The 21,666-nt window shown below is 69.4% G+C and carries 16 protein-coding genes and 2 pseudogenes; 10 read left to right on the top strand and 8 right to left on the bottom strand.

The window, feature by feature from the left end:
• Positions 1–414: pseudogene (locus tag AXK60_RS16970) on the top strand (transposase); the annotation flags it as partial.
• A 126-nt stretch (positions 415–540) separates the two neighbouring features.
• On the opposite strand, the gene AXK60_RS16965 reads toward AXK60_RS16970, so the two are convergent.
• From AXK60_RS16965 to AXK60_RS16955, 3 genes are all read right to left on the bottom strand, one after another.
• Positions 541–2,472 carry a hypothetical protein gene (locus tag AXK60_RS16965; protein ID WP_068572810.1) on the bottom strand — a complete coding sequence of 644 codons (1,932 nt, stop codon included), beginning with the start codon at positions 2,470–2,472 and terminating at the stop codon, positions 541–543.
• Positions 2,457–4,163, bottom strand: coding sequence for a hypothetical protein (locus tag AXK60_RS16960; RefSeq protein ID WP_217491788.1), 1,707 nt, complete (start codon positions 4,161–4,163; stop codon positions 2,457–2,459). The genes AXK60_RS16965 and AXK60_RS16960 overlap by 16 nt, the downstream gene beginning before the upstream one ends.
• 137 nt (positions 4,164–4,300) lie before the next feature.
• On the bottom strand, positions 4,301–5,857 hold the full coding sequence (locus AXK60_RS16955; protein WP_217491787.1) for a site-specific integrase: 1,557 nt from the start codon (positions 5,855–5,857) through the stop codon (positions 4,301–4,303).
• A gap of 75 nt (positions 5,858–5,932) precedes the next feature.
• Here AXK60_RS16955 and AXK60_RS16950 point away from each other — a divergent pair.
• A pseudogene (locus AXK60_RS16950) lies at positions 5,933–6,217 on the top strand (DUF1345 domain-containing protein); the annotation flags it as partial.
• Here the strand turns inward: AXK60_RS16950 and AXK60_RS16945 are convergent.
• A complete protein-coding gene (locus AXK60_RS16945; protein WP_139058010.1) occupies positions 6,214–6,819 on the bottom strand; it encodes a TetR/AcrR family transcriptional regulator in 606 nt (201 codons plus the stop codon). The pseudogene AXK60_RS16950 and the gene AXK60_RS16945 sit on opposite strands and share 4 nt — an antisense overlap.
• A 50-nt stretch (positions 6,820–6,869) precedes the next feature.
• Between AXK60_RS16945 and AXK60_RS16940 the strand changes: the two genes are divergently transcribed.
• Together AXK60_RS16940 and AXK60_RS16935 are read left to right on the top strand one after the other, a co-directional pair.
• A complete protein-coding gene (locus tag AXK60_RS16940) occupies positions 6,870–8,102 on the top strand; it encodes an acyl-CoA dehydrogenase family protein (RefSeq protein WP_068572804.1) in 1,233 nt (410 codons plus the stop codon).
• Positions 8,103–9,251: an acyl-CoA dehydrogenase family protein gene (locus AXK60_RS16935; RefSeq protein ID WP_068572802.1), complete on the top strand. Its 1,149-nt coding sequence runs from the start codon at positions 8,103–8,105 to the stop codon at positions 9,249–9,251.
• On the opposite strand, the gene AXK60_RS16930 is transcribed toward AXK60_RS16935, so the two are convergent.
• Positions 9,248–10,087 carry a LysR family transcriptional regulator gene (locus AXK60_RS16930; RefSeq protein WP_068572799.1) on the bottom strand — a complete coding sequence of 280 codons (840 nt, stop codon included), beginning with the start codon at positions 10,085–10,087 and terminating at the stop codon, positions 9,248–9,250. The two genes, AXK60_RS16935 and AXK60_RS16930, sit on opposite strands and share 4 nt — an antisense overlap.
• A gap of 80 nt (positions 10,088–10,167) precedes the next feature.
• Between AXK60_RS16930 and AXK60_RS16925 the strand changes: the two genes are divergently transcribed.
• Positions 10,168–11,097 (top strand): DMT family transporter, encoded by a 930-nt coding sequence (locus AXK60_RS16925; RefSeq protein WP_175400051.1) that lies wholly within the window; start codon positions 10,168–10,170, stop codon positions 11,095–11,097.
• Here the strand turns inward: AXK60_RS16925 and lexA are convergent.
• Positions 11,081–11,791, bottom strand: coding sequence for a transcriptional repressor LexA (gene lexA / locus AXK60_RS16920; RefSeq protein WP_082778077.1), 711 nt, complete (start codon positions 11,789–11,791; stop codon positions 11,081–11,083). The genes AXK60_RS16925 and lexA overlap by 17 nt on opposite strands.
• A gap of 257 nt (positions 11,792–12,048) precedes the next feature.
• Between lexA and AXK60_RS25925 the strand changes: the two genes are divergently transcribed.
• The gene (locus tag AXK60_RS25925; protein ID WP_068572796.1) at positions 12,049–12,681 is read left to right on the top strand and encodes a LysM peptidoglycan-binding domain-containing protein; all 633 of its coding nucleotides are present in this window, start codon (positions 12,049–12,051) and stop codon (positions 12,679–12,681) included.
• A gap of 214 nt (positions 12,682–12,895) precedes the next feature.
• Complete coding sequence (gene nrdR, locus AXK60_RS16910) at positions 12,896–13,369, top strand: transcriptional regulator NrdR (protein ID WP_068572794.1); 474 nt, start codon at positions 12,896–12,898, stop codon at positions 13,367–13,369.
• A 5-nt stretch (positions 13,370–13,374) separates the two neighbouring features.
• Here the strand turns inward: nrdR and hrpA are convergent, their stop codons facing one another.
• Positions 13,375–17,367, bottom strand: a complete 3,993-nt coding sequence (hrpA, locus tag AXK60_RS16905; RefSeq protein ID WP_082778076.1) for an ATP-dependent RNA helicase HrpA — start codon at positions 17,365–17,367, stop codon at positions 13,375–13,377.
• 18 nt (positions 17,368–17,385) lie between these two features.
• Between hrpA and AXK60_RS16900 the strand changes: the two genes are divergently transcribed.
• The 3 genes from AXK60_RS16900 to AXK60_RS16890 all read left to right on the top strand — a co-directional run bounded on the left by AXK60_RS16900 (position 17,386) and on the right by AXK60_RS16890 (position 20,775).
• Positions 17,386–18,639 (top strand): aminotransferase family protein, encoded by a 1,254-nt coding sequence (locus AXK60_RS16900; RefSeq protein WP_068572793.1) that lies wholly within the window; start codon positions 17,386–17,388, stop codon positions 18,637–18,639.
• Positions 18,640–18,739: 100 nt separating this feature from the next.
• Positions 18,740–19,108 carry a DUF485 domain-containing protein gene (locus tag AXK60_RS16895; RefSeq protein WP_068572912.1) on the top strand — a complete coding sequence of 123 codons (369 nt, stop codon included), beginning with the start codon at positions 18,740–18,742 and terminating at the stop codon, positions 19,106–19,108.
• 35 nt (positions 19,109–19,143) lie between these two features.
• Positions 19,144–20,775 (top strand): solute symporter family protein, encoded by a 1,632-nt coding sequence (locus tag AXK60_RS16890; protein ID WP_414930007.1) that lies wholly within the window; start codon positions 19,144–19,146, stop codon positions 20,773–20,775.
• 60 nt (positions 20,776–20,835) lie between these two features.
• Here the strand turns inward: AXK60_RS16890 and AXK60_RS16885 are convergent, their stop codons facing one another.
• Positions 20,836–21,654, bottom strand: coding sequence for a sigma-70 family RNA polymerase sigma factor (locus tag AXK60_RS16885; protein WP_068572790.1), 819 nt, complete (start codon positions 21,652–21,654; stop codon positions 20,836–20,838).
• Between the last annotated feature and the right edge of the window lie 12 nt (positions 21,655–21,666).

Genomic DNA, 21,666 nt, shown 5'->3' with positions numbered 1-21,666 from the left:
GGGTGGGTGTACACGGCGTTCGTCACCGATGTGTTCGCCCGCCGGATCGTGGGCTGGAAATGCTCGACCGCGATGACCGAGTCGCTGGTGCAAGCTGCGGTAGACCAGGCTATCAGTGACAGGAAACGTTGGGGTGCAGTTACTTTCGATCAGCTCATTCATCACAGTGATGCGGGGTCGCAGTACACCGCGATCACCTACAGTCAGTCGTTGGCCGACATCGGTGTGCGGCCGTCGATCGGCAGTATCGGCGACAGCTACGACAACGCGCTCGCCGAGTCGGTGAACTCGAGCTACAAGACCGAGCTCGTCTACCGCGAAGCCCCGTGGGCCGGCCTGGCCGACCTGCAGGCGGCGACCGCCGAATGGGTGCACTGGTACAACCACGAACGCCCGAACGGGTACTGCAACGACCTGAGCCCGGTGCACGCCGAGCGGATCTACTACGATCGACACCAGGCCACCGAAACGGTGCCTACCCTGCCTGACCAGCTGGTCCAGGTAGCCAACTGAGAGATCCTCCGGGAAACCCGGGGTGGTTCATTCTGTGTCGATGGGGCCGGTCGGGGTGGGCAGCCCTTCGGTGATGCGGGCGGTACGGCATGCTGCGGTGTCGGCGCGGTAGACGCAGGTCATGCCGTTGCCGTGGTGGATGTTGTGGTCGATGTGTTGGAGGAGGCGTTCGGCGTTGCGGACGCGGTTGACGACGTGGCCGGCGAAGCGGTGTGCGGACTGGATGCGGTGGTGGTAGTTGCTGGCGGCGGGGCCGCTGATGTGTTCACCGGCGGTGAGGAGTTCGTGGTCGCGCTGGTTGTGTTCGAGTACGGATTCGAGGCGTTCGACGGCGAGGTCGTTGAGCCAGGCAGTGTCTGCTTGGCCGCTGTAGCTCATGGTCATGGTGGTCGAGACGTGCCCGTACTGCAGGGCTGCGGCGATGAGGCCGCGGGGCCGGCGGACGATGAAGTAGGCCAGGGTGCGGCGGAACCGGGAGGGGTAGATCCGTCCGGCAGGGTCCGGTGGGATGACCGGTTCGTGGTCGAGGCGGACGAAGGTGCTGTTGATCCACGTGATGAATGCGGCAATGTCGGAGGTGATGTCTTGGGCGCGACGAGCGTTGCGGTCGGCGGGGCGGATAGCGTGCGGCTTGTAGTGGCTGGAGGGAAACAGTAGGGGAGTGTCACCGAGTTGTTCGAGCAGGTTGATTGCCTGGTGGACCGGTTGTACGACGACCCAGGTGCGCTCGAAGGGGTCGTCGCCGAGTGTCGGGCGCGGCGTGCGGGCGGCGCCTTTGCCGTATCGGCCGAGGACCAGCAGCTGGCCGGTGTCGTGATCACGTTGGGCGCAGCCTCGACGAAGGTTGAGGACCTCGCCGGGCCGCATCCCCGACAGGTAGCTGATGACCACGAAGCAGGCTACCGAGAGATGCGCGGCGAGCTGGGGAAGTTCCTGCGTGCTGAGGGGGCTCGTGCGCCACGGCCGTCCGTCGATATGTCCGGTGATGGCGCCGATCGGGGAGCCGTCTGCGACGGGCAGGTCGCTTTCGAGCACAAGTGGCCGTAGGCAGGGATCCACGCGCCGACTGGGCAACATGAGCAGTCTGGCGAGGTGCCGCCAATTGATTCGGGGCTGTTCGTGTTCGTCCCGGAGAGGGTGCCCCGGGACAGGGCGGCTGTGTGCGGTTGCGTCGGCGACGAAGGCCTGCACTCGTTCGCGGGAGGTCAGGTTGTGGAGGTGTTGCTGGCTGGGGTGGGTGCCGGCGTCGAGCTGCTTGACCTCGGTGAGGGCGGCGATAATGTCGGGGCCGATGTCTTCGACCATCCGCAGGCTCCAATGCAGCAGCGGTTCCATGGTGGCCGGAGCGATGCGGGGTGTGGTGTTCTCTGCGCCGGCCGGGCGGCAAGGTGATGCGGCCAGCTTCGCGGGCGCGCTGCCGGCCCACGGTGCGACGGCGTCGAACCGGCACTGTTGCGGCAGCACTGCTTGGAAGCTCCACACGGTCCGCACGGCGACGAGCAGTTCCTTCTTGTGACGGTTGCTCGCTTGCAGCTGCAGCACATGCTGGCGATAGCGTTCGAGGTGCTCATCGGTGACCTCGTGCAGGCCGCACAGTTGATGCAGGCTCATCCAGGCCGCGAAGACCCGCAAGGTCCGCAGCCGAAACGATACGGTGCCGATACTCATCAGTTCGCCGTCGCTGCTGACGGTGATGGTGCGCGGGACGGGACGGGTGAGGAACGCCAGGGCGATCTCTTTGAACACGGGGACCAGTTCATTGGGCCAGCGGTCCCAGTAGATGCTGTTGATCTTCGCGTGGGCGTCAGGGTGCGCGGGAGCGATGTGCCAGATCGGATCGCCGAACCGGGACAGCTTGCCGGGCGGGGTTCCTGGGCGCAGTACGTGCTTATGAAGGACGATGACGGCGGCCAGGTCACCGTCGTGGGCGCTGGTAGCGTTGGTTATTGCAGGTCCCATTGTCCCTCGAGTAGGTCGTTGACGCGCTGACGGTGCTCGGCGGTGATCGCTGTTCTGGCATGGTCGATCTCCGCGCGGGAGAAGCTGGCGGTGATCTCGTGCAGTTGCTGTAAGCGTGGCGCGTACCGCGCCGCCCACAGTTCGGGTTGCAGGTGTGGGCGCAGCTGCACCAGGGCGTCGGCTGCCGCGAGTTGGACCGGCAACTGGTGCGGTAGGGCACGCGCGTTGGTGCAATCGAGGCACGTGAGAAACGACACGGGACACGGGCTTCCCGGGGGACTGTGCGGGCTGTCCTCGTTGTCGCGGCAGGACAGCAGGATCGTGTCGTGACTGCCGTCGAGAAGGCCGGTCAAAACCGGGACATCCATACCTGCGTGCGTGGCGGCCGCGTGCGGGTCATGGTGGGCCAGGTCAACGAAATGGCGGGTGAAGACAGGTACCCGCGCGTGCTTGTGCGCCTTATCGACCTCGCTGTTGAGGGCTGCCGCGACGACGGCCTGTCCCTCGACCTGCACGCTGCGCTGGGGCATGAGGTAGGTGTCGTTCATGGTGGCCGTGGTGTGCGCCATCGGGCGGCGGCGACGTTCGATCGCGGTCAACCTCAGCGTCCGAACCGCCACCACCGGCTTGCCGCGGGCCGCGGTTGTGGTCGTGGCGGTGGGAAATCCGTGGGCGGCGGCCCACCGCTGTACGTGCAGGCTGACCAGAGTGGTGATCCACGGCGTGGGGGTGTGCACGATCTGTTTGGCGATCCGGCCGGCGAATAAGTTGTCGCTGCCACTAAGGCGTCGCGCGGTCTCCCCGAGGCTCAGAAGCAGCTGGTAGACCCGTAGCGGGGACCGCAGCCACCGGCGTTCCGGGTCGTCGCTGGTGAGGATGTCTTCGAGCGCGATGATCATGTGTTCGCGCTCGGGCCCGCGGCGCGGCTTGCTGGCTTCGACTAAGGCCACACCACGGTCGGTCAAACCGCCGTCGGGACGAAAGTGCGCCGCCGGCCAGGCTGCGATCGTGCCGAAGTTCTGCCCGGTCAACGCGATCAACAGCACCGCGAACGCGACCAGCTCCCCCGGAGATAGGCACAACATGGACGAGACCTTGATCAGTCCGCCGAAGCGGTTCACCACCGGAGTCGCGTACCCGGACTTGGTTCGCGGCAACTGCCCCGTGCGGTCGAAACCATCGAGTAGGGAGCCGAGTGCCGCGTCATCGCTGCCGGCGGGCACCTGGCCTGATCGGTACCGGGCTACGAGCTGCTGCGCGTTCTCAATCCGTGTGCGGGCAAGCCGGATGTCGTGGCGCGCAGCGGTGAGGATCTGCTGCCACTGGTCATCGGTGTAGCCGGTCTTGCTCACGTTACGGTGGGAGCCCTGGCGCACTCGAACAGCTGCCAGAGTGTCCCGCGTATGCGTGGTGAGCTGCTCATCGCCGTCGAGCAGTTGCCGCAGGCTCTCGACGTACGTGGCGACCGTCCTAGGTTTGAGGTGCTGGTAGCGCTCCCGATATGCCAGGACATGCTCGGGGCCGACATCTTGCGGAGTGCGCGCGGGTGTGGGGTGCTCGGCGATCACGACGGCGAACCGCTTGGCCGTATGCACAAGTCCGCGCGCGGTGCTCAACCGCTTCACCGTTGACCGCGTGGAGAACTGGTCAGCCACACGCTCGGCCAGCCACCGCCGGATCGGCTCGGCCACCGGGAGGTCCGTAAAATCGAACACTGTAGTTTTCCCGCTGGTTTCTCCGACGAAGGTCACATGGTGACCGTCTGGTCCGAGGCGAGGCTGTGGGGTCCACCCGTCAGGAGGTAGCGTCGCCCTGCGGCCGCCGCGCGTCACCGACCGTCCGCCTCGGTGATGCTGACCGGCTGCACGGTGCGCCCGCCCGCATCCGCGAGGGCGTGTAACAGAGAGTCCACGCCTGCGGTCTCGTCCTCGTCGAGCAGCGCCATCAGGTAGTCGAATTCCAGGCCGGCGAACGGCTCCAGGTAAGTCTCCCGCGTGGTCATCGGATGGGCGTGCCCCATCAGCGCGGCCAGCTGGAACCAGATATCGCCGAGCTGATCGCGCAGATCCCGCATCTGCTCCTCGGACAGGCCTGCGACCCGGGAGCGCCACACCGCCGAGAGAATCGAGTACCACCTCAAACAGAACGAGTGCCGCAGCATATGTGGCCGCGCCCACAACGGACAGGCCGCGGGATCTCGCCCGTCGCCGACCGTGGCCGTCCACACGCTTGCGACACGATCATTGGCATGATCGAAGGTGTCTTCCCAGCCATGCGGCTTCTTCGGCACCCCGCTCGGGGCGAGCCACAGCCACAGCGGCTCAAGCCCACCCTTGGTGCGCCGGAACAACTGCCGCCGCTCATCAGGTCCCAGCACATCCAGCGAAACCGGATCCACTCCGCCGCGATCGTCCTCGATCAATAGATGCCGACTCTGCGGCCGATACCCAACAACGATCCGAATCCCAGTCAGCCGCTCGTAGCGGCCAGCCTTTTGCGCCCGCCGGATCGCGTGTATCCGGGACCCCGCCACCGAATCGGTATACCCGGCGACCGACCGCAGCACAGTGCGCGGGATCCGATAGGTGCGCCCCGCGCGGCCGCCCTTGATGCACGCCGCCGCCAAATGAGCTGGAACGAACCGTTGTGCGCTCGGTTCCGGGACCTCGACGTCGAGGACGCTCGCCCACTCCGTCAGCCGCAGCCCCGTCCCGTAGAGGCCGTCGACGAACGCAGCATCGCGGTCCTCATTCCCGCCGCGCCACCCGCGACGGCGCAGGCCGTCGAAGTCGTACCCACACAATCCGATATCGCGCCACTGCTCAAACGCCTGCCGCAGCATCCACTTGACCTGACGCCGCGTAGCTCCCGCCGGGCGCAACGGATCCCGCACCGACCACGAGCCGCCCGCGGCACCACCGGACGGACCGCGGCCGCGCTGACCGCCGGCAGTAACTGACGCGACCGGATTAGCCACCCCGAAACGTTGATCCGCCCAGCAGTAGAAGCTGTTCAACGCCGCGCGATCGGTATCGAAGCTCGTCGGCTGAACCCTCCCCGCGTTAGCGACCGCTGACAGCCGCCACTCCTTGAACGCCTCCACATCACGCGCTGTCGCCTCCCACCACCCCCGCCCGACTGAATCAAGATAGTTCAACCACACAACCAGCGCATACGCATACCGCCGCCACGTCGACGGCCGCGCCCCGGCCATCGCTCCCGTGCGGAAGAACAGATTCACCCGCGAATCCGGCCGACCACCCGGGCCGACCAACACCGGAGTCCCATGTCGCGCGCCGTTAACCACAGCCCGCTCATGCACATCCCCGAAGTCGGGCACGCCACTCGGAGGCACGACCGGCGACGTGAAGTCATAGAACGTCACACTCCAACCCGACCACCCGGACATACTGCCCTCCCTAAACGGCCCGTCCTCGACAACAATAGATAGCCTAGAGAAGCCGCGCTGCACCTGACCTACGCGACGCAGTACGCGGCGGAGTACTACGGCGATCCCGGTGACCAAGCCGGTGGGATCGACTGGAACGCCGACATCGCGCCCGCGTACCGCGACTTCTTCTACTTCAGCTACAACCTCGGCATGACCTATCAGGTCTCCGACACGTCCGTCTCGTCGCCGACGATCCGCAGCCTGGTGCTGCGCCAGTGCCTGCTGTCGTACGCCTTCGGCACGCTGATCCTGGCCACCGCGATCAACCTGGTCGTGGGCATCGTCTCCGGCTAATCCGCGGCCTCGCGGCCGGACGGCCCGCGGCCGGAGGCGCCGTCGAGGAGCAGTGCGACGAGGGCCGTCGCGGTGTCGGGCTGCGGCGGGGTGCCGATGATCATGTCCGACCATAGGAAGGACTCGGCGAGCCGCACGATCGCGTAGGCCAGGTCGGCGCGGGTGACGTCCCGCGCACCGTCGGGCTGCGGGATCGCGAGGTCCGTCAGCCAGGCCGCCACCCATGCGATGAGCCGCTCCTGCACCACGCTGCCGGGAGCCTGCAGGACCCGCATCGCGAATTCCGGTTCCTCCGCGGCGAATCCGGTGAGCGGGGGATAGGCACGGACCTCGTGCGCCAGGCGCCCGAAGGACCGGAGGAAGGCCGCGCGGTCGCGCACGGGCTCCGTGGATTCGACGCGCTCGATCGCCTGGGCGATACCGAGCCAGACCGCCTCGCCGACCACCTGTTCCCGCCCCTCGAACCAGCGGTACAGCGTGGCCCGGCCGATGCCGCTGGCCTTCGCCAGCTGCCCCAGGTCCACCCGGCGGCCTTCGCGGAACCACTCGGCCGCGCGACGGATCACGGCGGACTGGTTGTCAGGACGCGATGGATGAGACATACTCCTATTTTGTCTCGCTAGAGCGAGGGTGTCAACGAGGGGAATCCCGGATGGATGTGACGTTCACGGCGGCCGAAGAGGCGTTCCGCGACGAGGTGCGGGCGTTCCTGGACGAGCACCTCACCGACGATCTGCGCGCCGCGGGCGACCTCGCCACCAGCGTGTACTCGGACCACGAGGCGAGCCTGCAGTGGCAGGCGATCCTGCACGGGCGGGGCTGGGCCGCGCCGGCGTGGCCCGTCGAGTGGGGCGGTTGCGACTGGACGGTGGCGCAGCACTACATCTTCGCCCGCGAGTCCGTGCTCGCCGGTGCGCCCTTCCTGTCGCCGATGGGGATCCGGATGGTGGCGCACGCGATCGTGAAATTCGGCACCGAGGAGCAGAAGCGCTTCTTCCTGCCGGGGATCCTCGACGCGTCGGTGTTCTTCTGCCAGGGCTACTCCGAGCCCGAGTCGGGCTCTGACCTCGCGTCACTGGCGATGCGCGCGGAGTCCGACGGCGACGATCTCGTCCTCACCGGTTCGAAGATCTGGACCACTCACGCCCGGGAGGCGAACTGGATGTTCGCGCTGGTGCGCACCTCGAAGCAGGAGCGCAAGCAGCAGGGCATCACCTTCCTGCTGCTCGACATGACGGTGCCCGGCATCGAGATCCAGCCCCTCGTCATGGCCTCGGGCGAGGAGGTGCAGAACGTCGTCTTCTTCGACAAGGTGCGCGTGCCGAAGGCCAACGTGCTCGGGACGATCGACGAGGGCTGGACCGTCGCCAAGTACCTCCTCGAGTTCGAACGCGGGGGCGGCGCGTCCGCACCGTGGCTGCAGGTCTCGCTGGACCGGCTCGCCGAACGAGCGACGACGGTGCCCGGGCGGGGCGGCCGCCCGCTCTCGGAGGACGACGACTTCCGGCTCGGCCTCGCCGAGCTGCGCGCCCGCGTCGACGTGCTCGAGATCCTCGAGCACCGCTCGCTCGCCGTGCTGGCCGAGGGCGGCAACCCGGGCCCGGCATCGTCGATGCTCAAGATCCTGGGCACCGAACTGAGCCAGGCGGTCACCGAGTTCGTGCACAAGAGCGCGGGGCCGCGGGGCCGCGTCTACCAGCCGCACGTCACCCGGCCGGGCGGTCCGGTGGTCGAGTACCTGCCGCCGGCGGACGGGGCGCACAGTGGCGACCTCTGGCAGGCCGTGGCGCCGCTGCGCTACTTCAACGATCGTGCGGGCTCGATCTACGCGGGCTCCAACGAGATTCAACGGAACATCCTGGCGAAAGCGGCATTGGGGCTGTAGATGGACTTCACACTCACCGACGAACAGAGCATGCTGCGCGACGCCGTGCGGTCCTACCTCGCGGGTCGGTACCCGCTGGTCGAATCGCGGAGCGCCGCACGGTCCGAGGCCGGCTGGCAACCCGCGGTCTGGGAGGCATTCGCTTCCGACCTGGGGATTCTCGCCGCGACGCTGCCCGAGTCCGTGGGCGGCCTCGGCGGAGGGCCCGAGGAGATGATGGTGATCGCCGAGGAACTCGGCCGCGCCCTGGTAGTGGAGCCGTACACCGGCACGGTCGTGGTGGGCGCCGCCCTGCTCCGTGGCTCCGGTGGTCCGGCCGCCGACGCCGTGCTGTCGGCCGTCGCCGCGGGTGACGCCCGGATCGCGGTCGCCCTCACCGAACCCGAGTCGGGGCGCGAGCCCTGGGACGTGCAGGCCACCGCGGTCCGCGACGGCGACGACTACGTGCTGTCCGGCGCCAAGATCGTGGTCGCCGACCTCCCGCTCGCGACCCACCTGATCGTGGTCGCGCGGACCACGGGGGACCGGCTCGACCGGGAGGGGCTCTCGCTGTTCCTGGTCGAGTTCGACCCGCAGGCGCCGCCCGGCGGGGCCGACGCCCGGTACTTCCGCACGATCGACGACCATCACACGGGCGACCTGGTGCTCACGGACGTCCGCGTGCCCGCAGCGGCGCTGCTCGGTGCCGAGGGGCGGGCCTGGGAGCTCGTCGAACGCGCCCTGGACGACGGTGCCGCAGCCGTCTGCAGCGAGGCGGTCGGCATCATGCGCCGGGTGCTCGAGGACACCGTCGAGTACACCCGCAACCGTCGCCAGTTCGGCGTGCCGATCGGCTCCTTCCAGGCGCTGCAGCACCGGATGGTCGACATGGCGCTGGAGGTGGAGCAGTCCGTGGCCGCGGCCTACCTGGCCGTGCTCAACCTGGACGCCGAGCCGCGGGTGCGCCGGCGGGCAGTGTCCGCGGCGAAGATTACGATCGCCCGGGCGGCGCGGTTCGTCGGCCAGAACGCGGTGCAGCTGCACGGCGGCATGGGGCTCACCGAGGAACTCGCGATCGGTCACTGCTTCAAGCGGCTCACCGTGATCGAGACCGAGTTCGGTTCCGCCACCGACCATCTGCGCCGGTACGCCGAGGCGGTCGGCGGCTAGCCGGCGGCCGTCAGCGTCGCGGCGCCGCGTCGCACGGCAGCGCGGACGGCCGGCGGCACGCGCGGCCCGACGGTGACCGCGAGCGTGATCGCGGGGATGGCGGGAAGCGCGTCGACGGGGACGAGTCCGTCGGTCGCGTCGATCGCGGGCAGCAGGGTCGCGCCGATGCCGCTGCGGGCGGCGGAGTAGAGTCCGGCGAGGTTCGCGGCCTCGACGGCGATCGTGTAGTCGATCCCCGACCGCCGCAGCGCTGCCGTCGCGGGGGAGCGGAGGACGCACGGTTCGTCGAAGAGCAGGACCGGGACCGTGCCCTCGGGGACGGCCCATTCGCGCGCCGCGTACCAGTGGAGGGGGATCGGCCCGACGGCGTCGGGGTGGTCCGCCGCGGCGAGGAACACCGATACGTCGGCGAGCCCGTGCTCCACGGCGTTCGCGACCTGCGCGCTGCGATCGAAGCGGAAGTGCGCCGCCCAGCCGCCCGGCAGGGTGCCGAAGGCCTTGCTCAGCGCGGGGATGAGACGGTCGGCGCCGTGTTCCGTCGCCGCGACGGACAGCGTCCTGGTGGTCGGCGACGACAGCTCGTGGACGGCGGCGTCGTGCGCGTCGAGGATCGTCTGGGCGTGTGCCAGGAGGCGAGAGCCGTGGTCGGTGAACCGGACGCCCCGACCGGCCTTCTCCACGATCGTCCCGCCGGTCGACTTCTCCAGCCGCCGTAGGTGCGCGCTCACCGTCGACTGCGTCAGGTGCAGTGCTTCCGCGGCGCGGTGGACCCCGCCGCACCGCGCGATCGCCACGATGCTGCGCAGCGGGACGATGTCGAGGATCGGTGTGGACATGACCGAACGATATCCTCGATCGATCATGATCGTCAATCATTGTTGGACGAGCGCTGCCTGCGCGTTCGACGATGGGAGCCATGAGAATCCCTCCGATGCTCGCCGTCTCCGTCATCGTCCTGTACGCGTTCGGCTATCCGCTCGGCGCGCTCGGCGTCGCGGCGATGAGCCCGTTCCTGCTGTTGTTCCTCCGGTTCGCGATCTCCGGTGTTCTGATGCTCGGTGTCGTGCGTGTGACCGGCCGCCGGAATCCGACGGGTGCTGCACTGGGGCACGCCGTCGTGGTGGGGCTGCTGACGCAGGCGGCGCAGTTCCTCGGGTGCTACCTCGGACTGCGTGCGGGCGTGCCCGCCGGGGTCGCGGCGCTGATCATCGGCGTCAATCCCGCGGTGACGGCCGTGGTGGCCCGTCTCGTCCTCGGGGAGCACCTGACGGTGCGCAGGGCACTGGCCGCAGTGCTCGGACTGGCGGCGGTCGTGACGGCGTGCTGGTCGACGGTGCCCGCGCTGGCCCATGCCGGGGCGGGCATCGGCTTCACCCTGCTCGGACTGGCTGGCATCGCGCTCGGCGGCGTCTACCAGCAGCGGTTCTGCGGGGACGTCGATCCGGTCGCGGGGAACGCGGTCGGCATGCTCGTCGCGGCGGTGCCGGCGGGCGCATTGACGCTGCTCTTCGACGCGTCGGTGCTCCACCCGGTGCAGGGCGCGGTGGTGCTCGTGCTGATGGTGCTGCTCAGCTCCATGACTGCCACCACGTTGTACCTGCGGGTGATCGGCATCGCGGGCGCGAGCGGCGCCGCGATGCTGTTCGCCGTGATCCCCTCGGTCTCCGCGTTTTTCGCCTTCGTGATGCTGGGCGAGCCGGTGCATCCCGGCGTGGTCGTGGGGCTGGCACTGGGCGGCGCGGCGTGCGCGATCGCCTCCCTCGGAGGACGACGAACGCCGGCTCTCGACCGGGAGGTCGACGAGCCGGCGCTGCCGGAAACGGGAACGCTCAGATCCGCCGCATGACCGTGACGACCTTGCCGAGGATCACCGCGTCGTTCCCGTGGATCGGGTCGAACGCCGGGTTGTGCGGCATCAGCCATACGTCGCGACCCGTGCGGCGGAAGGTCTTCACCGTGGCCTCGCCGTCGAGCATCGCGGCCACGATGTCGCCGTTCTCGGCGACGGACTGCTGCCGGACGACCACCCAGTCCCCATCGCAGATCGCCGCGTCGGTCATCGACTCGCCGACCACTTTGAGAAGGAACAGCGAGCCCTCGCCCACCAACTCACGCGGCAGCGGGAAGATCTCCTCCACCGCCTCCTCCGCGAGGATGGGGCCGCCCGCGGCGATCCGGCCGAGCACCGGCACGAACGCCGGCTCCGGCATCCTGTCCTCGTCCTCCATGACCTTCTGGATGACCTGCGCCGTGCGCTCCTCGGCGCCCTGCACGTTCACTGCGCGCGGGCGGTTGGGATCGCGGTGCAGGAAGCCCAGGCGCTCGAGAGTGCGCAGCTGATGCGCGACCGACGAGGTGGAGGTCAGACCCACCTCGTCTCCGATCTCGCGGATGCTGGGCGGGTAGCCGCGATCGCGCACGGAGCGCCGAATGACCTCGAGCACCTGCTTCTGCCGGCGCGTGAGGTGATCCTCCGAGACATTGCCCTGCGCGTCGCGGAAGCGCTTGTCCCGATGCTGGACCTGTCGTTCCTCTGCCATGTGCCGCTCCTCACGCCCGTTCGGTTCTGCAACCCACTGTAGTCGAGCCGCTGGGTCATGACAAACATCTGTTCGAGAAATTTGCCCGCGTGTCTTCCGCTCCGCTCGAGGGTGTGGTAGAAATCGAACAGAAGTTCTTTCGAACACCTGCACGCACTCCGGTGTGACTGGTGGGGCTGGATGGAAAAACTTGTCAGTCCCCTCCGATAGACCTGTAGGTGAGCGAGAAGGACCCGCTACCGACGTAGGGAGAGATCATGACCGCGATCATCGATCGGGATGTCATCACCGCAGCACAGGAGCCCGCTGCCGAGGCGCAGGCACTGGCGCGGCACGGCTCGGCGGCCGCGGATCGGCGCGGCGCCACCCGGGCCCGCGGCGTGTCGCCGCGGCTCGCCCGGAGTCGTTCGCAGGAGGTGGCGGACCGATCGATCACCTCGTCGAACGAGGTGTCCGAGGGCGCTGTTCGAACGGTGCCCGGCGCGGTCCGCGTGACCGGAGCGCGCGGCGCGGCGCGGCGCACCGTCGAACGCCCGCGCGTGCGTTCGGTCGGTCGGACGCGTCGCGGTGTCTCGCGGGTGGACGGCTGCGCCCGGCGCACCCCGGGCCCGTCCCTGGCCGTGTGCCTGCTGTTCGCGGTCGGCACGTTCGTGGGCCTGCTGGTCCTGTTCGGCGGCGCGCAGCAGGCGGATCCCGCCCCGGCCGGCGCCGCGCAGCCCGCGCTCACGTCGATCGTCACGGTGCGTACGGGCCAGAGCCTCGAGCAGATCGCCCGTGAGATCGCGCCCGATCATGCGCCGGCCTCGGTGATCGCGGAGATCGAGGAGATCAACGGGCTCCGCGACGGGCGGGTCCACGCAGGGCAGACGCTGGTCACCCCGCGGTACTGACGGCACAGCACGAGCGAAGGAGAAGCGGATGACCACTCGGATGGCGATAGTGGATTCCCGGCAGGGCGGGCGCGTGGCGCACCTCGACAATGTGGTGCCGTTGCCGCGCCGAGTATTCTCGATGTCGAGATCGCGGGGCACGGCCGTGGCAGGGGCCACGGTGCTGCAGTTGCCCCGCCGTACATCCGAGCGCACCCGCGCGGGAGGTGAACCCATGCATTGCCCGTTCTGCAAGAACGAGGACACCCGTGTGGTCGATTCGCGGGTGTTCGACGACGGGCAGGGCATCCGTCGGCGCCGCTCGTGCAACGAGTGCGGGCGCCGGTTCACCACGGTCGAGAGCGCGGTCATGGCCGTGGTCAAGCGCAACGGCGTCACCGAGCCCTTCAGCCGCGAGAAGGTCATGAAGGGCGTGCGCCGGGCCTGCCAGGGCCGGGACGTGGCCGAGGACGATCTGCACAAGCTCGCCCAGCAGGTCGAGGAGGCCGTCCGGGCCACCGGCGTCGCCGAGGTCCCCGCCAACGAGGTGGGCCTGGCCATCCTCGGCCCGCTGCGCGACCTGGACGAGGTCGCCTACCTGCGATTCGCATCCGTCTACCAGGGGTTCTCGTCCATCGAGGACTTCGAGGCCGCGATCCGCGACCTCCGCACCCGCGCAGCCGCCGCGGGCCCGACCGACGCCGCGTAGCGCGGTCAGGTCAGGGCCGCGATCGCGGCCAGCACCTTCTTCTCGGAGATCGAGCCGGCGGTGCCGAGCGACTGTGCGAACAGGCTCACGCGGAGCTCCTCGATCAACCAGTTCGCCTGGTCCAGCGCCGCATCACGACGGTGCTGGGGCAGCGTGTCGAGCTTCGCCGTCAGCGCGCCGTACACGCGGTCGAGCGTCGCCATCCCACGGTCGTCCCGGTCGATCGCCGCGGGCAGAGCCGCCCATCGCGCGGCTGCCCCGGCCGTGTACCGCGGTAGGTGCCGCACGTGCACGCCGGGCGTGGCGGCCACGAATCCGGGGAACAGCAGGCCGTCCAGCTGCTCGGCGATGTCGTCCGCGGCGTCGCGGAGCGCGGGCGGCGCGGAGGCGATCGCGCCGCGCACCTCCGTCGCGGTCGCCACGGCCGCTGCGACGTCCGCGAAGTACTCCTGCACCGTGGCGCCCAGGCCCGCGCGCACGGACGCCGTCAGGGCCGTGAACTCATCGGGTGTCCAAGCGAGGCCCACGCGCGTGCGGAGATCGGTGATGGCGCGCCGGCGGCAGTCGGCGACCAGGTCCATCGGCGTCGGGTACGGGCTCTGCGACAGCGCCAGCCGGTCCCGCTGCCCGACCGACTGCAACACCGACTTGTGCGCTGCGGGCAGCACGTTCGACAGCAGCACGTCGAGGCCGGCCCCCATCAGTGCCAGCTGATCGGGCTCGTTCGCGACCACCCGGACGCCGGCCCGGTCACCGTCGGGATAGAGGGTCCCGAACCCGGTCACCCGGCTGCCCCGGACCTCCGTGTCGATGGTGCGCGGCACGTCGCCGAGTGTGGCCGCGGTCCACTCCCGGGCGGGTGCACGCTCGTAGTCGCCCGCGCGGCTCGACAGATCCTCCTGCACGGCCGCCCCGAGCCGTCGCTTGAGCGCGTCGAGGTCCTTGCCGGAACCGAGCTCGCGGCCGTCGTCGCCGATCACCACGAAGGTCACCCGTAGGTGATCCGCCAGCGCGGCGGGGGAGAAGTCCTCGGCACGGATCACCGTGCCGGACAACTGGGTCAGCTCCCGCGCGAGCCCGTCGGCGAGCGGCTCGGCGCGCGGGGTGAGCCGCGCGAGGGCGGCCGCGGCGAAGTCGGGCGCGGGCACGACCTCGCGGCGCAGCTGTTTCGGCAGCGACTTGATCAGCGCCGTCGCGAGCTCCTCGCGCATCGCGGGCACGAGCCATTCGAAGCCGTCCGCGCGCACCGTCGCCAGGTCCTTGACGGGGATCCGTGCGGTCACCCCGTCGTCGGTGGCACCCGGCTCGAAGCGGTACTTCAGCGGTACCTCGACGCGGCCCTGCAGCCACGTGGTGGGGTACGCGTCCGCCGTCACCTCGGCGGCACCGTCGGCGAGGAGGTCGTCCGCGGTGAAGTCCAACAGTGTCGGCTCCCCGCGGGAGGCCTTCTTCCACCACGCGTCGAAGTGCCGGGCGGAGACGATGCCCTCCGGGACCCTGCGGTCGTAGAAGTTGAAGAGTCCGTCCTCGTCGATGACGAGGTCGCGGCGGCGGGCTTTGTCCTCGAGGTACTCGGCGTCGTCGAGCAGCGCGCGGTTGCGCGCGAAGAACGGGTGCCGGGTGCGCCATTCGCCCTGGACCAGTGCGTGCCGCAGGAACAGGTCGCGGGCGACCACCGGGTCGATCCGGCCGTAGTTCACGGTGCGTTCCGCCACGAGGGGCACCCCGAACAGCGTGACCCGCTCCTTGGCGAGGACGGCCTCGCGCTTGGTGGACCAGTGCGGCTCGGAGTAGTGGTGTTTGGCGAGTGGCCCCGCCAGCTTCTCAGCCCATTCCGGCTCGATCTTCGCGACGGTCCGTGCGAACAGCCGCGAGGTCTCCACCAGTTCCCCGGCCATGACGAGTCGCGGCGGTTTCTTGTACAGGGCGGATCCCGGGAAGACCATGAACTTCGCGCCGCGCGCACCGAGGAATTCCCGCCCGTCGGGTTCGCGCAGGCCGATCTGGGACAGCAGTCCGGCCAGCATGGCCTGGTGGATCAGGTCCGCGGACGGTGCCGGTTCCCGGCCGAGCGATTCGGCCTTCCATCCCAGGTCCCGGCAGATCTGCCGGAGTTGGCCCTGCAGGTCCTGCCATTCCCGGATCCGCACGTAGTGCAGGAACTCGCGCTGGCATTCGCGGCGGAAGGCGCTCGAGCTGAGCTCCGCGCGGCGCTCGCGGAGATGGCGCCACAGGTTCAGGTAGGACAGGAAATCGGAGGTGGGATCGGCGAAGCGGGCGTGCTGCGTGTCCGCGGCCTGACGGTGCTCGGCCGGCCGCTCCCGCACGTCCTGGATCGACAGGCCCGCAACGATGACCAGCACCTCGGCCAGCACGCCGAACTCGCGGGCGGCCACCAGCATCCGGGCCATCCGCGGATCGACGGGGAGGTCGGCCAGTTGCCGGCCCACCGTCGTGAGCTTCTTGTGGCCCGGGGCGGCGGGTCCCGCGTCGGTCCCGCTCGCTCCGCTCCCGGCGACCGTGAGCGCGCCCAGCTCCTCGAGCAGCGCCGTCCCGTCGCGCACCGCGCGCTCGTCGGGCGGCTGGACGAACGGGAAGGCGGAGACCTCGCCGAGCTCGAGCGCCGTCATCGACAGGATGACCGAGGCGAGGTTGGTGCGGAGGATCTCGGGATCCGTGTAGACGGGTCGTGCGTCGAAGTCGTCCTCGGAGTACAGGCGGATCGCGATGCCGTCGGAGGTTCGGCCGCAGCGGCCCGAGCGCTGCTGCGCCGACGCCTGGGAGATCGGCTCGATCGGCAGCCGCTGGACCTTGGTGCGCGTCGAGTAGCGGGAGATGCGGGCGGTGCCCGTGTCCACCACGTACTTGATGCCCGGCACCGTGAGCGAGGTCTCGGCCACGTTGGTGGACAGCACGATCCTGCGCCCGGAGTGCGGCGCGAAGACGCGGTGCTGCTCGGCGGAGGACAGGCGGGCGTAGAGCGGCAGGATCTCCGTGCCGGGCCGGACGTGGGCCTGCAGTGCCTCCGCGGCGTCGCGGATCTCCCGCTCGCCGGAGAGGAAGACGAGGACGTCGCCCGGGGCCTCGCGGGAGAGTTCGTCCACGGCGTGGACGATGCCCGTCACCTGGTCGAGCGGTTCGGTGTCGTCGGTCATCTCGTCGAGCGGGCGGTAGCGGATCTCCACCGGGTAGGTACGCCCGGAGACCTCGATGACGGGGGCCGGCGCACCGTCGGGCCGCGCGAAGTGCGCCGCGAACCGCTCCGGCTCGATGGTCGCGGACGTGACGATCACCTTGAGATCGGGCCGGCGGGGGAGGATCTGCCGCAGGTAGCCGAGCAGGAAGTCGATGTTGAGGCTGCGCTCGTGCGCCTCGTCGATGATGATCGTGTCGTAATCGCGCAGTAGCCGGTCGCGGGTGAGCTCGCGCAGCAGGATGCCGTCGGTCATGAGTTTGACGGAGGTCTTCGGTGAGACCTTGTCGGTGAACCGGACGGCGTACCCGACGGTGTCGCCCAGCTCGGTACCCGTCTCCTCCGCGATGCGCTCGGCCACGGAGCGGGCGGCGAGGCGCCGGGGCTGGGTGTGGCCGATCATGCCGCGCACGCCGCGTCCGAGTTCGAGGCAGATCTTCGGCAGCTGGGTGGTCTTCCCCGAGCCGGTCTCGCCGGCGAGGATGATCACCTGGTTCTCGGCGATGGCCCTCGCGATCTCGTCGCGGCGGGCGCTGACCGGCAGGTTCTCCGGGTAGACGATCGCGGGGACGGCCGCGGCGCGGACCGCGAAGCGCTCCCGTGCGGCGTCGACGTCGCGGGCCAGCCGGGGGAGGTCGGAATCCTTGGCGCGCTTCAGCTTGCCCCGCAACCGCGTCTCGTCCCGGAGGGTGACGACGGGCGCGGCGTCGGTGCCGAGGGCGGCGTACAGGTCGCGCTTCGTGGAGGGGCGGAGCTGCGCCTCGTCTGCGCCGCATGGTGCCGTACGCGTCTCCTGTTCACTCATTTGCTCTAGTTTATGCCTATGAGCGGACAGGGACCCACGACCTCATCGGCACTCTGGCACGGCTTCGCCGACATGGGCGCCGTGCAGCGCGACGGCGCGTTCGTCTTCGCCCGCGGCGAGGGCTCGTACGTCTTCGATACCGACGGCAATCGCTACCTCGATGCGACCGCGGGTCTGTGGTTCGCCAACGTCGGGCACGGCCGCGCCGAGGTGGCCGACGCGGTGCGCGACCAGCTGCTCAAAGTCGCACACGTGACCGGGTTCGGCGACGCCGCCACCGACACGACGGTGGCCCTGGCCGACCGCCTGCAGGGCATCGCGCCGGTGCCGGACAGCAAGGTCTTCTTCACCTCCGGCGGTTCCGATTCGGTGGACTCGGCGATCAAGCTCGCCCGCCGGTACTGGCAGGAGAAGGGCCGGCCCGACAAGAAGCTGATCGTCGGACGGTCGAACGCCTACCACGGCATGCACGTCGGTGGCACCTCGCTCGGCGGCATTCCGGTGAACGCCGAGGGTTACGGCGGCGTGCTGTTCGACGACACCGCGACGATCGCGTGGGACGACGCGAAGGAACTGCTCGGGCTCATCGAGCGGGTGGGTGCCGACTCGATCGCGGCCTTCGTCGCGGAGCCGGTGATCGGCGCGGGTGGCCTGCTCCCGCCGCCGGAGGGCTACCTGCGCGAGGTCCGCGACATCTGCCGCGAGCACGACGTGCTGTTCATCGCGGACGAGGTGATCACGGGCTTCGGTCGGATCGGCGGTGCGTGGTTCGCGTCGAGCCGGTTCGACCTGCAGCCGGACCTCATGACCACGGCGAAAGGACTCACCAGCGGCTACGTCCCGATGGGCGCGCTGTTCGTCGCGCCGCACGTGGCGGAGCCCTTCTACGCCGGCGGGGTGTGGTGGCGCCACGGGTACACCTACGGCGGGCACGCGGCCGCCGCTGCCGCCGCGATGGCGGTCCTCGACATCATGGAGCGGGAGAACCTCGTGGCCGAGGCTCTGCGCTTGCAGGACACGTTGCTCCGCGAGCTCTCGGCGCTGGCCGATCATCCGAAGGTCAAGCAGGTCCGCGGCGGCGTCGGCGCCGTGGCGGGCGTGCAGTTGCACGAACCCGCGGAGGCGATGGCCATGGTGAAGAAGCTTCGCGCACAAGGTGTGTCGGGTCGCGCGGCCGGGCTCGGCACGCTCCAGTACTCGCCGTCCTTCGTCACCACCGACGAGCAGGTCGCCGAGATCGCGGCCGCGACGCGGAGGGCCCTCGACGCCTGACGGAGCGGTGGTCCGCCGATGGCGGGTTGCAGGGGGTTGCATTGCGGTTTGTTGACCATTCAAACCCCTGATAAGTGTGGTCCGTGACACACTTCCGCTCGTGAACGAAGATGATACGGCTGCGGTCTATCAACGCGCCTACGACAGCAAGGAATTCCACGAACTCCGCCGTAGGCTGGCGTCGTTCGTGCTCCCGATCTCCGCGGCCTTCCTGCTCTGGTACGTCCTGTACGTGCTGCTGGCCACCTACGCGCACGACTTCATGAGCCACAAGCTGTTCGGCAACATCAATGTCGCGCTCGTGCTGGGTCTCGGTCAGTTCGTCACCACCTTCGCCATCACCTGGGCGTACGTGCGGTTCGCGAACAGGACCATCGACCCCATGGCGACGGACCTCCGCCAGAGCATCGAGGCGGACCTCAAGGGCGACGGCGGCGACGTCGCGCTGGGCAAGGGAGAGCCGAAGTGACCGACATCCTCGCGTTCTCGTTCGATCCCAGGAAGATTCAGGTGGGCGAGCAGGTCGGCTCGACCACGCTCAACATCGTGATCTTCCTCCTGTTCATCGGCCTCACGATGGGTCTGGTGATCCGCGCCAGCCGGACCACCAAGAAGGCCACCGACTTCTACACCGGCGGCGCCACGTTCACCGGCCCGCAGAACGGTTTCGCCATCGCGGGCGACTACCTCTCCGCCGCCAGCTTCCTCGGCATCTGCGGCGCCATCGCCGTGCAGGGCTACGACGGTTTCCTCTACTCGATCGGCTTCCTCGTGGCGTGGCTCGTGGCACTGCTGCTGGTCGCCGAGCGGCTGCGCAACGTCGGCAAGTTCACCATGGCCGACGTCCTCAGCTTCCGGCTCAAGCAGCGGCCCGTCCGGATGGCCGCGGCCCTCGCGACGCTCACGGTGTCGCTGTTCTACCTGATCGCGCAGATGGCGGGCGCGGGCGGCCTCGTCGCCCTGCTGCTCAACATCAAGGGGCACACCGGCCAGTCGATCGTGGTCGCCGTGGTCGGCGTGCTGATGATCGTCTACGTCCTGGTGGGCGGCATGAAGGGCACCACCTACGTGCAGATGGTCAAGGCCGTCCTGCTCGTCGGCGGCGCGCTGCTCATGACGCTCATGGTGCTCGCCGCGGTGAAGGGCAACTTCTCCGATCTGCTGCAGAAGGCGATGGACGGCACCGTCACCAACGCCAAGACCGGGGCGAAGGAGGCCGTCGGCGAGAAGATCATCGAGCCCGGCCTCAAGTACGGCAAGACCGAGACCACCAAGCTGGACTTCCTCTCGCTGGCGCTCGCGCTGGTCCTCGGTACCGCCGGCCTGCCGCACGTGCTCATGCGCTTCTACACCGTCCCCACCGCGAAGGAGGCGCGTCGTTCGGTCACCTGGGCGATCGGCCTGATCGGCGCGTTCTACATCTTCACCCTGGTCCTGGGCTTCGGTGCTGCGGCCTATGTCGGCGCCGATGTCATCGCGAAGGCGCCGGGCGGCGTGAACTCCGCGGCTCCGCTGCTGGCGTTCTCGCTCGGCGGCACGATCCTGATGGCGGTCATCTCGGCGGTCGCGTTCGCAACCATCCTCGCGGTGGTCGCGGGTCTCGCGATCACGGCGTCGGCGAGCCTCGCGCACGACATCTACAACGGGGTCATCAAGCGCGGCAAGGCCTCCGAGGAGTCGCAGGTGCGGGTCTCGCGCATCACGGTGGTCGTCATCGGCATCGCGTCGATCATCCTGGGCATCGGCGCGATGGGGCAGAACATCGCGTTCCTCGTGGCGCTCGCCTTCGCCGTCGCGGCGTCGGCCAACCTGCCGACGATCCTCTTCTCGCTGTTCTGGCGGAAGTTCAACACGACCGGTGCCGTGCTCTCGATGTACGGCGGCCTGATCTCGGCGATCGTCCTCATCATCTTCTCCCCGGCCGTCTCGGGTAAGCCCACGTCGATGTTCAAATCGCTGGACTTCCACTGGTTCCCGCTGGAGAACCCGGGCCTGATCTCCATTCCGATCGGCTTCGGCCTCGCGATCATCGGCACCTTCCTCGGCAAGCCCGACGCCGACCTGACGGACAAGGCGGTCGAGATGGAGGTGCGCTCGCTCACCGGTGTCGGTGTCGAGAAGGCCATCGACCACTAATCCCACGCGTTCGACGGTGCCCGTCCCCGGCTTCCGGGGGCGGGCACCGTCGTATCGGGGTCAGAGGGGGACGACCTCGCTGCCCGCCACCTCGTCGGCGCGCAGCGTGACGTCGAGGGCGGCGATGCGGCCGTCGGCGGTGAAGGTCACGTCCCCGAGCAGCAGGTAGCCGGGCGCACCGGGCAGCCGCACGGTGTACCCGAGGAGGCCGTCCACCAGCGCGACGAGCGCCGTCTTCGCCTTGAACAGGAAGGCCTCCGCGATCGCGGGCGCGCCCGACAGCACCGTCGAGGGGGCGTCGTCGGCGTGGGTCCGGAACACGGCGTCCGGGTCCAACAGGTCGACGAGCGCGGTGAAGTCCCCGTCGCGCGACGCCGCGAGGAAGGCGCGGACGGCGTCGGCGCGGGCGGCGTCGGGCCGGGGAGCGCCGGCCACCCGGCGGCGCGCCCGGCTGGCCAGCTGGCGGGTTCCCGCCGGGCTCTTGCCGAGGACCGCCGCGACATCGTCGAAGGGCACGGCGAACACGTCGTGCAGGACGAAGGCGACCCGCTCGGCGGGAGCGAGGTCGTCGAGGACGGCGCCCAGAGCGGCGCCGACGGACTCCGCGAGTTCCGCCTGCGCGTCCGGCCCGAGCGCGGGATCCGCCGGCTCGACGTCGTCGAGCGGTGCCGTGTCGCGACGGGCCCGTAGGCGGTCGAGGCAGATCCGGGAGACCACGGTGGTCAGCCACGCTGTCGGGTTGTCGACGGTGCCTTCGGCGCGGTCTGTCCTCAGCCACGCCTCCTGCACGGCGTCCTCGGCGTCGGCGGCCGAGCCGAGCATCCGGGTGGCCACCGCCAGGAGCCTCGGTCGTGCGGTTTCGAAGTCGTCGGCGTCCATCTGTCACATCCT

Source organism: Tsukamurella pseudospumae (assembly GCF_001575195.1).
Classification (GTDB): Bacteria; Actinomycetota; Actinomycetes; order Mycobacteriales; family Mycobacteriaceae; genus Tsukamurella; species Tsukamurella pseudospumae.
The sequence above is the reverse complement of the archived record's forward strand: the minus strand, read 5'-3'. Positions and strand labels throughout refer to the sequence as shown.

Excerpts from the sequence above, each read along its gene's own strand:
- AXK60_RS16965 (WP_068572810.1), bottom strand. The coding sequence starts at position 2,472 with ATGGGACCTGCAATAACCAACGCTACCAGCGCCCACGACGGTGACCTG.
- AXK60_RS16945 (WP_139058010.1), bottom strand. The coding sequence starts at position 6,819 with ATGTCTCATCCATCGCGTCCTGACAACCAGTCCGCCGTGATCCGTCGC.
- AXK60_RS16940 (WP_068572804.1), top strand. The coding sequence starts at position 6,870 with ATGGATGTGACGTTCACGGCGGCCGAAGAGGCGTTCCGCGACGAGGTG.
- AXK60_RS16935 (WP_068572802.1), top strand. The coding sequence starts at position 8,103 with ATGGACTTCACACTCACCGACGAACAGAGCATGCTGCGCGACGCCGTG.
- AXK60_RS16930 (WP_068572799.1), bottom strand. The coding sequence starts at position 10,087 with ATGTCCACACCGATCCTCGACATCGTCCCGCTGCGCAGCATCGTGGCG.
- AXK60_RS16925 (WP_175400051.1), top strand. The coding sequence starts at position 10,168 with ATGAGAATCCCTCCGATGCTCGCCGTCTCCGTCATCGTCCTGTACGCG.
- lexA (WP_082778077.1), bottom strand. The coding sequence starts at position 11,791 with ATGGCAGAGGAACGACAGGTCCAGCATCGGGACAAGCGCTTCCGCGAC.
- AXK60_RS25925 (WP_068572796.1), top strand. The coding sequence starts at position 12,049 with ATGACCGCGATCATCGATCGGGATGTCATCACCGCAGCACAGGAGCCC.
- nrdR (WP_068572794.1), top strand. The coding sequence starts at position 12,896 with ATGCATTGCCCGTTCTGCAAGAACGAGGACACCCGTGTGGTCGATTCG.
- hrpA (WP_082778076.1), bottom strand. The coding sequence starts at position 17,367 with ATGAGTGAACAGGAGACGCGTACGGCACCATGCGGCGCAGACGAGGCG.
- AXK60_RS16900 (WP_068572793.1), top strand. The coding sequence starts at position 17,386 with ATGAGCGGACAGGGACCCACGACCTCATCGGCACTCTGGCACGGCTTC.
- AXK60_RS16885 (WP_068572790.1), bottom strand. The coding sequence starts at position 21,654 with ATGGACGCCGACGACTTCGAAACCGCACGACCGAGGCTCCTGGCGGTG.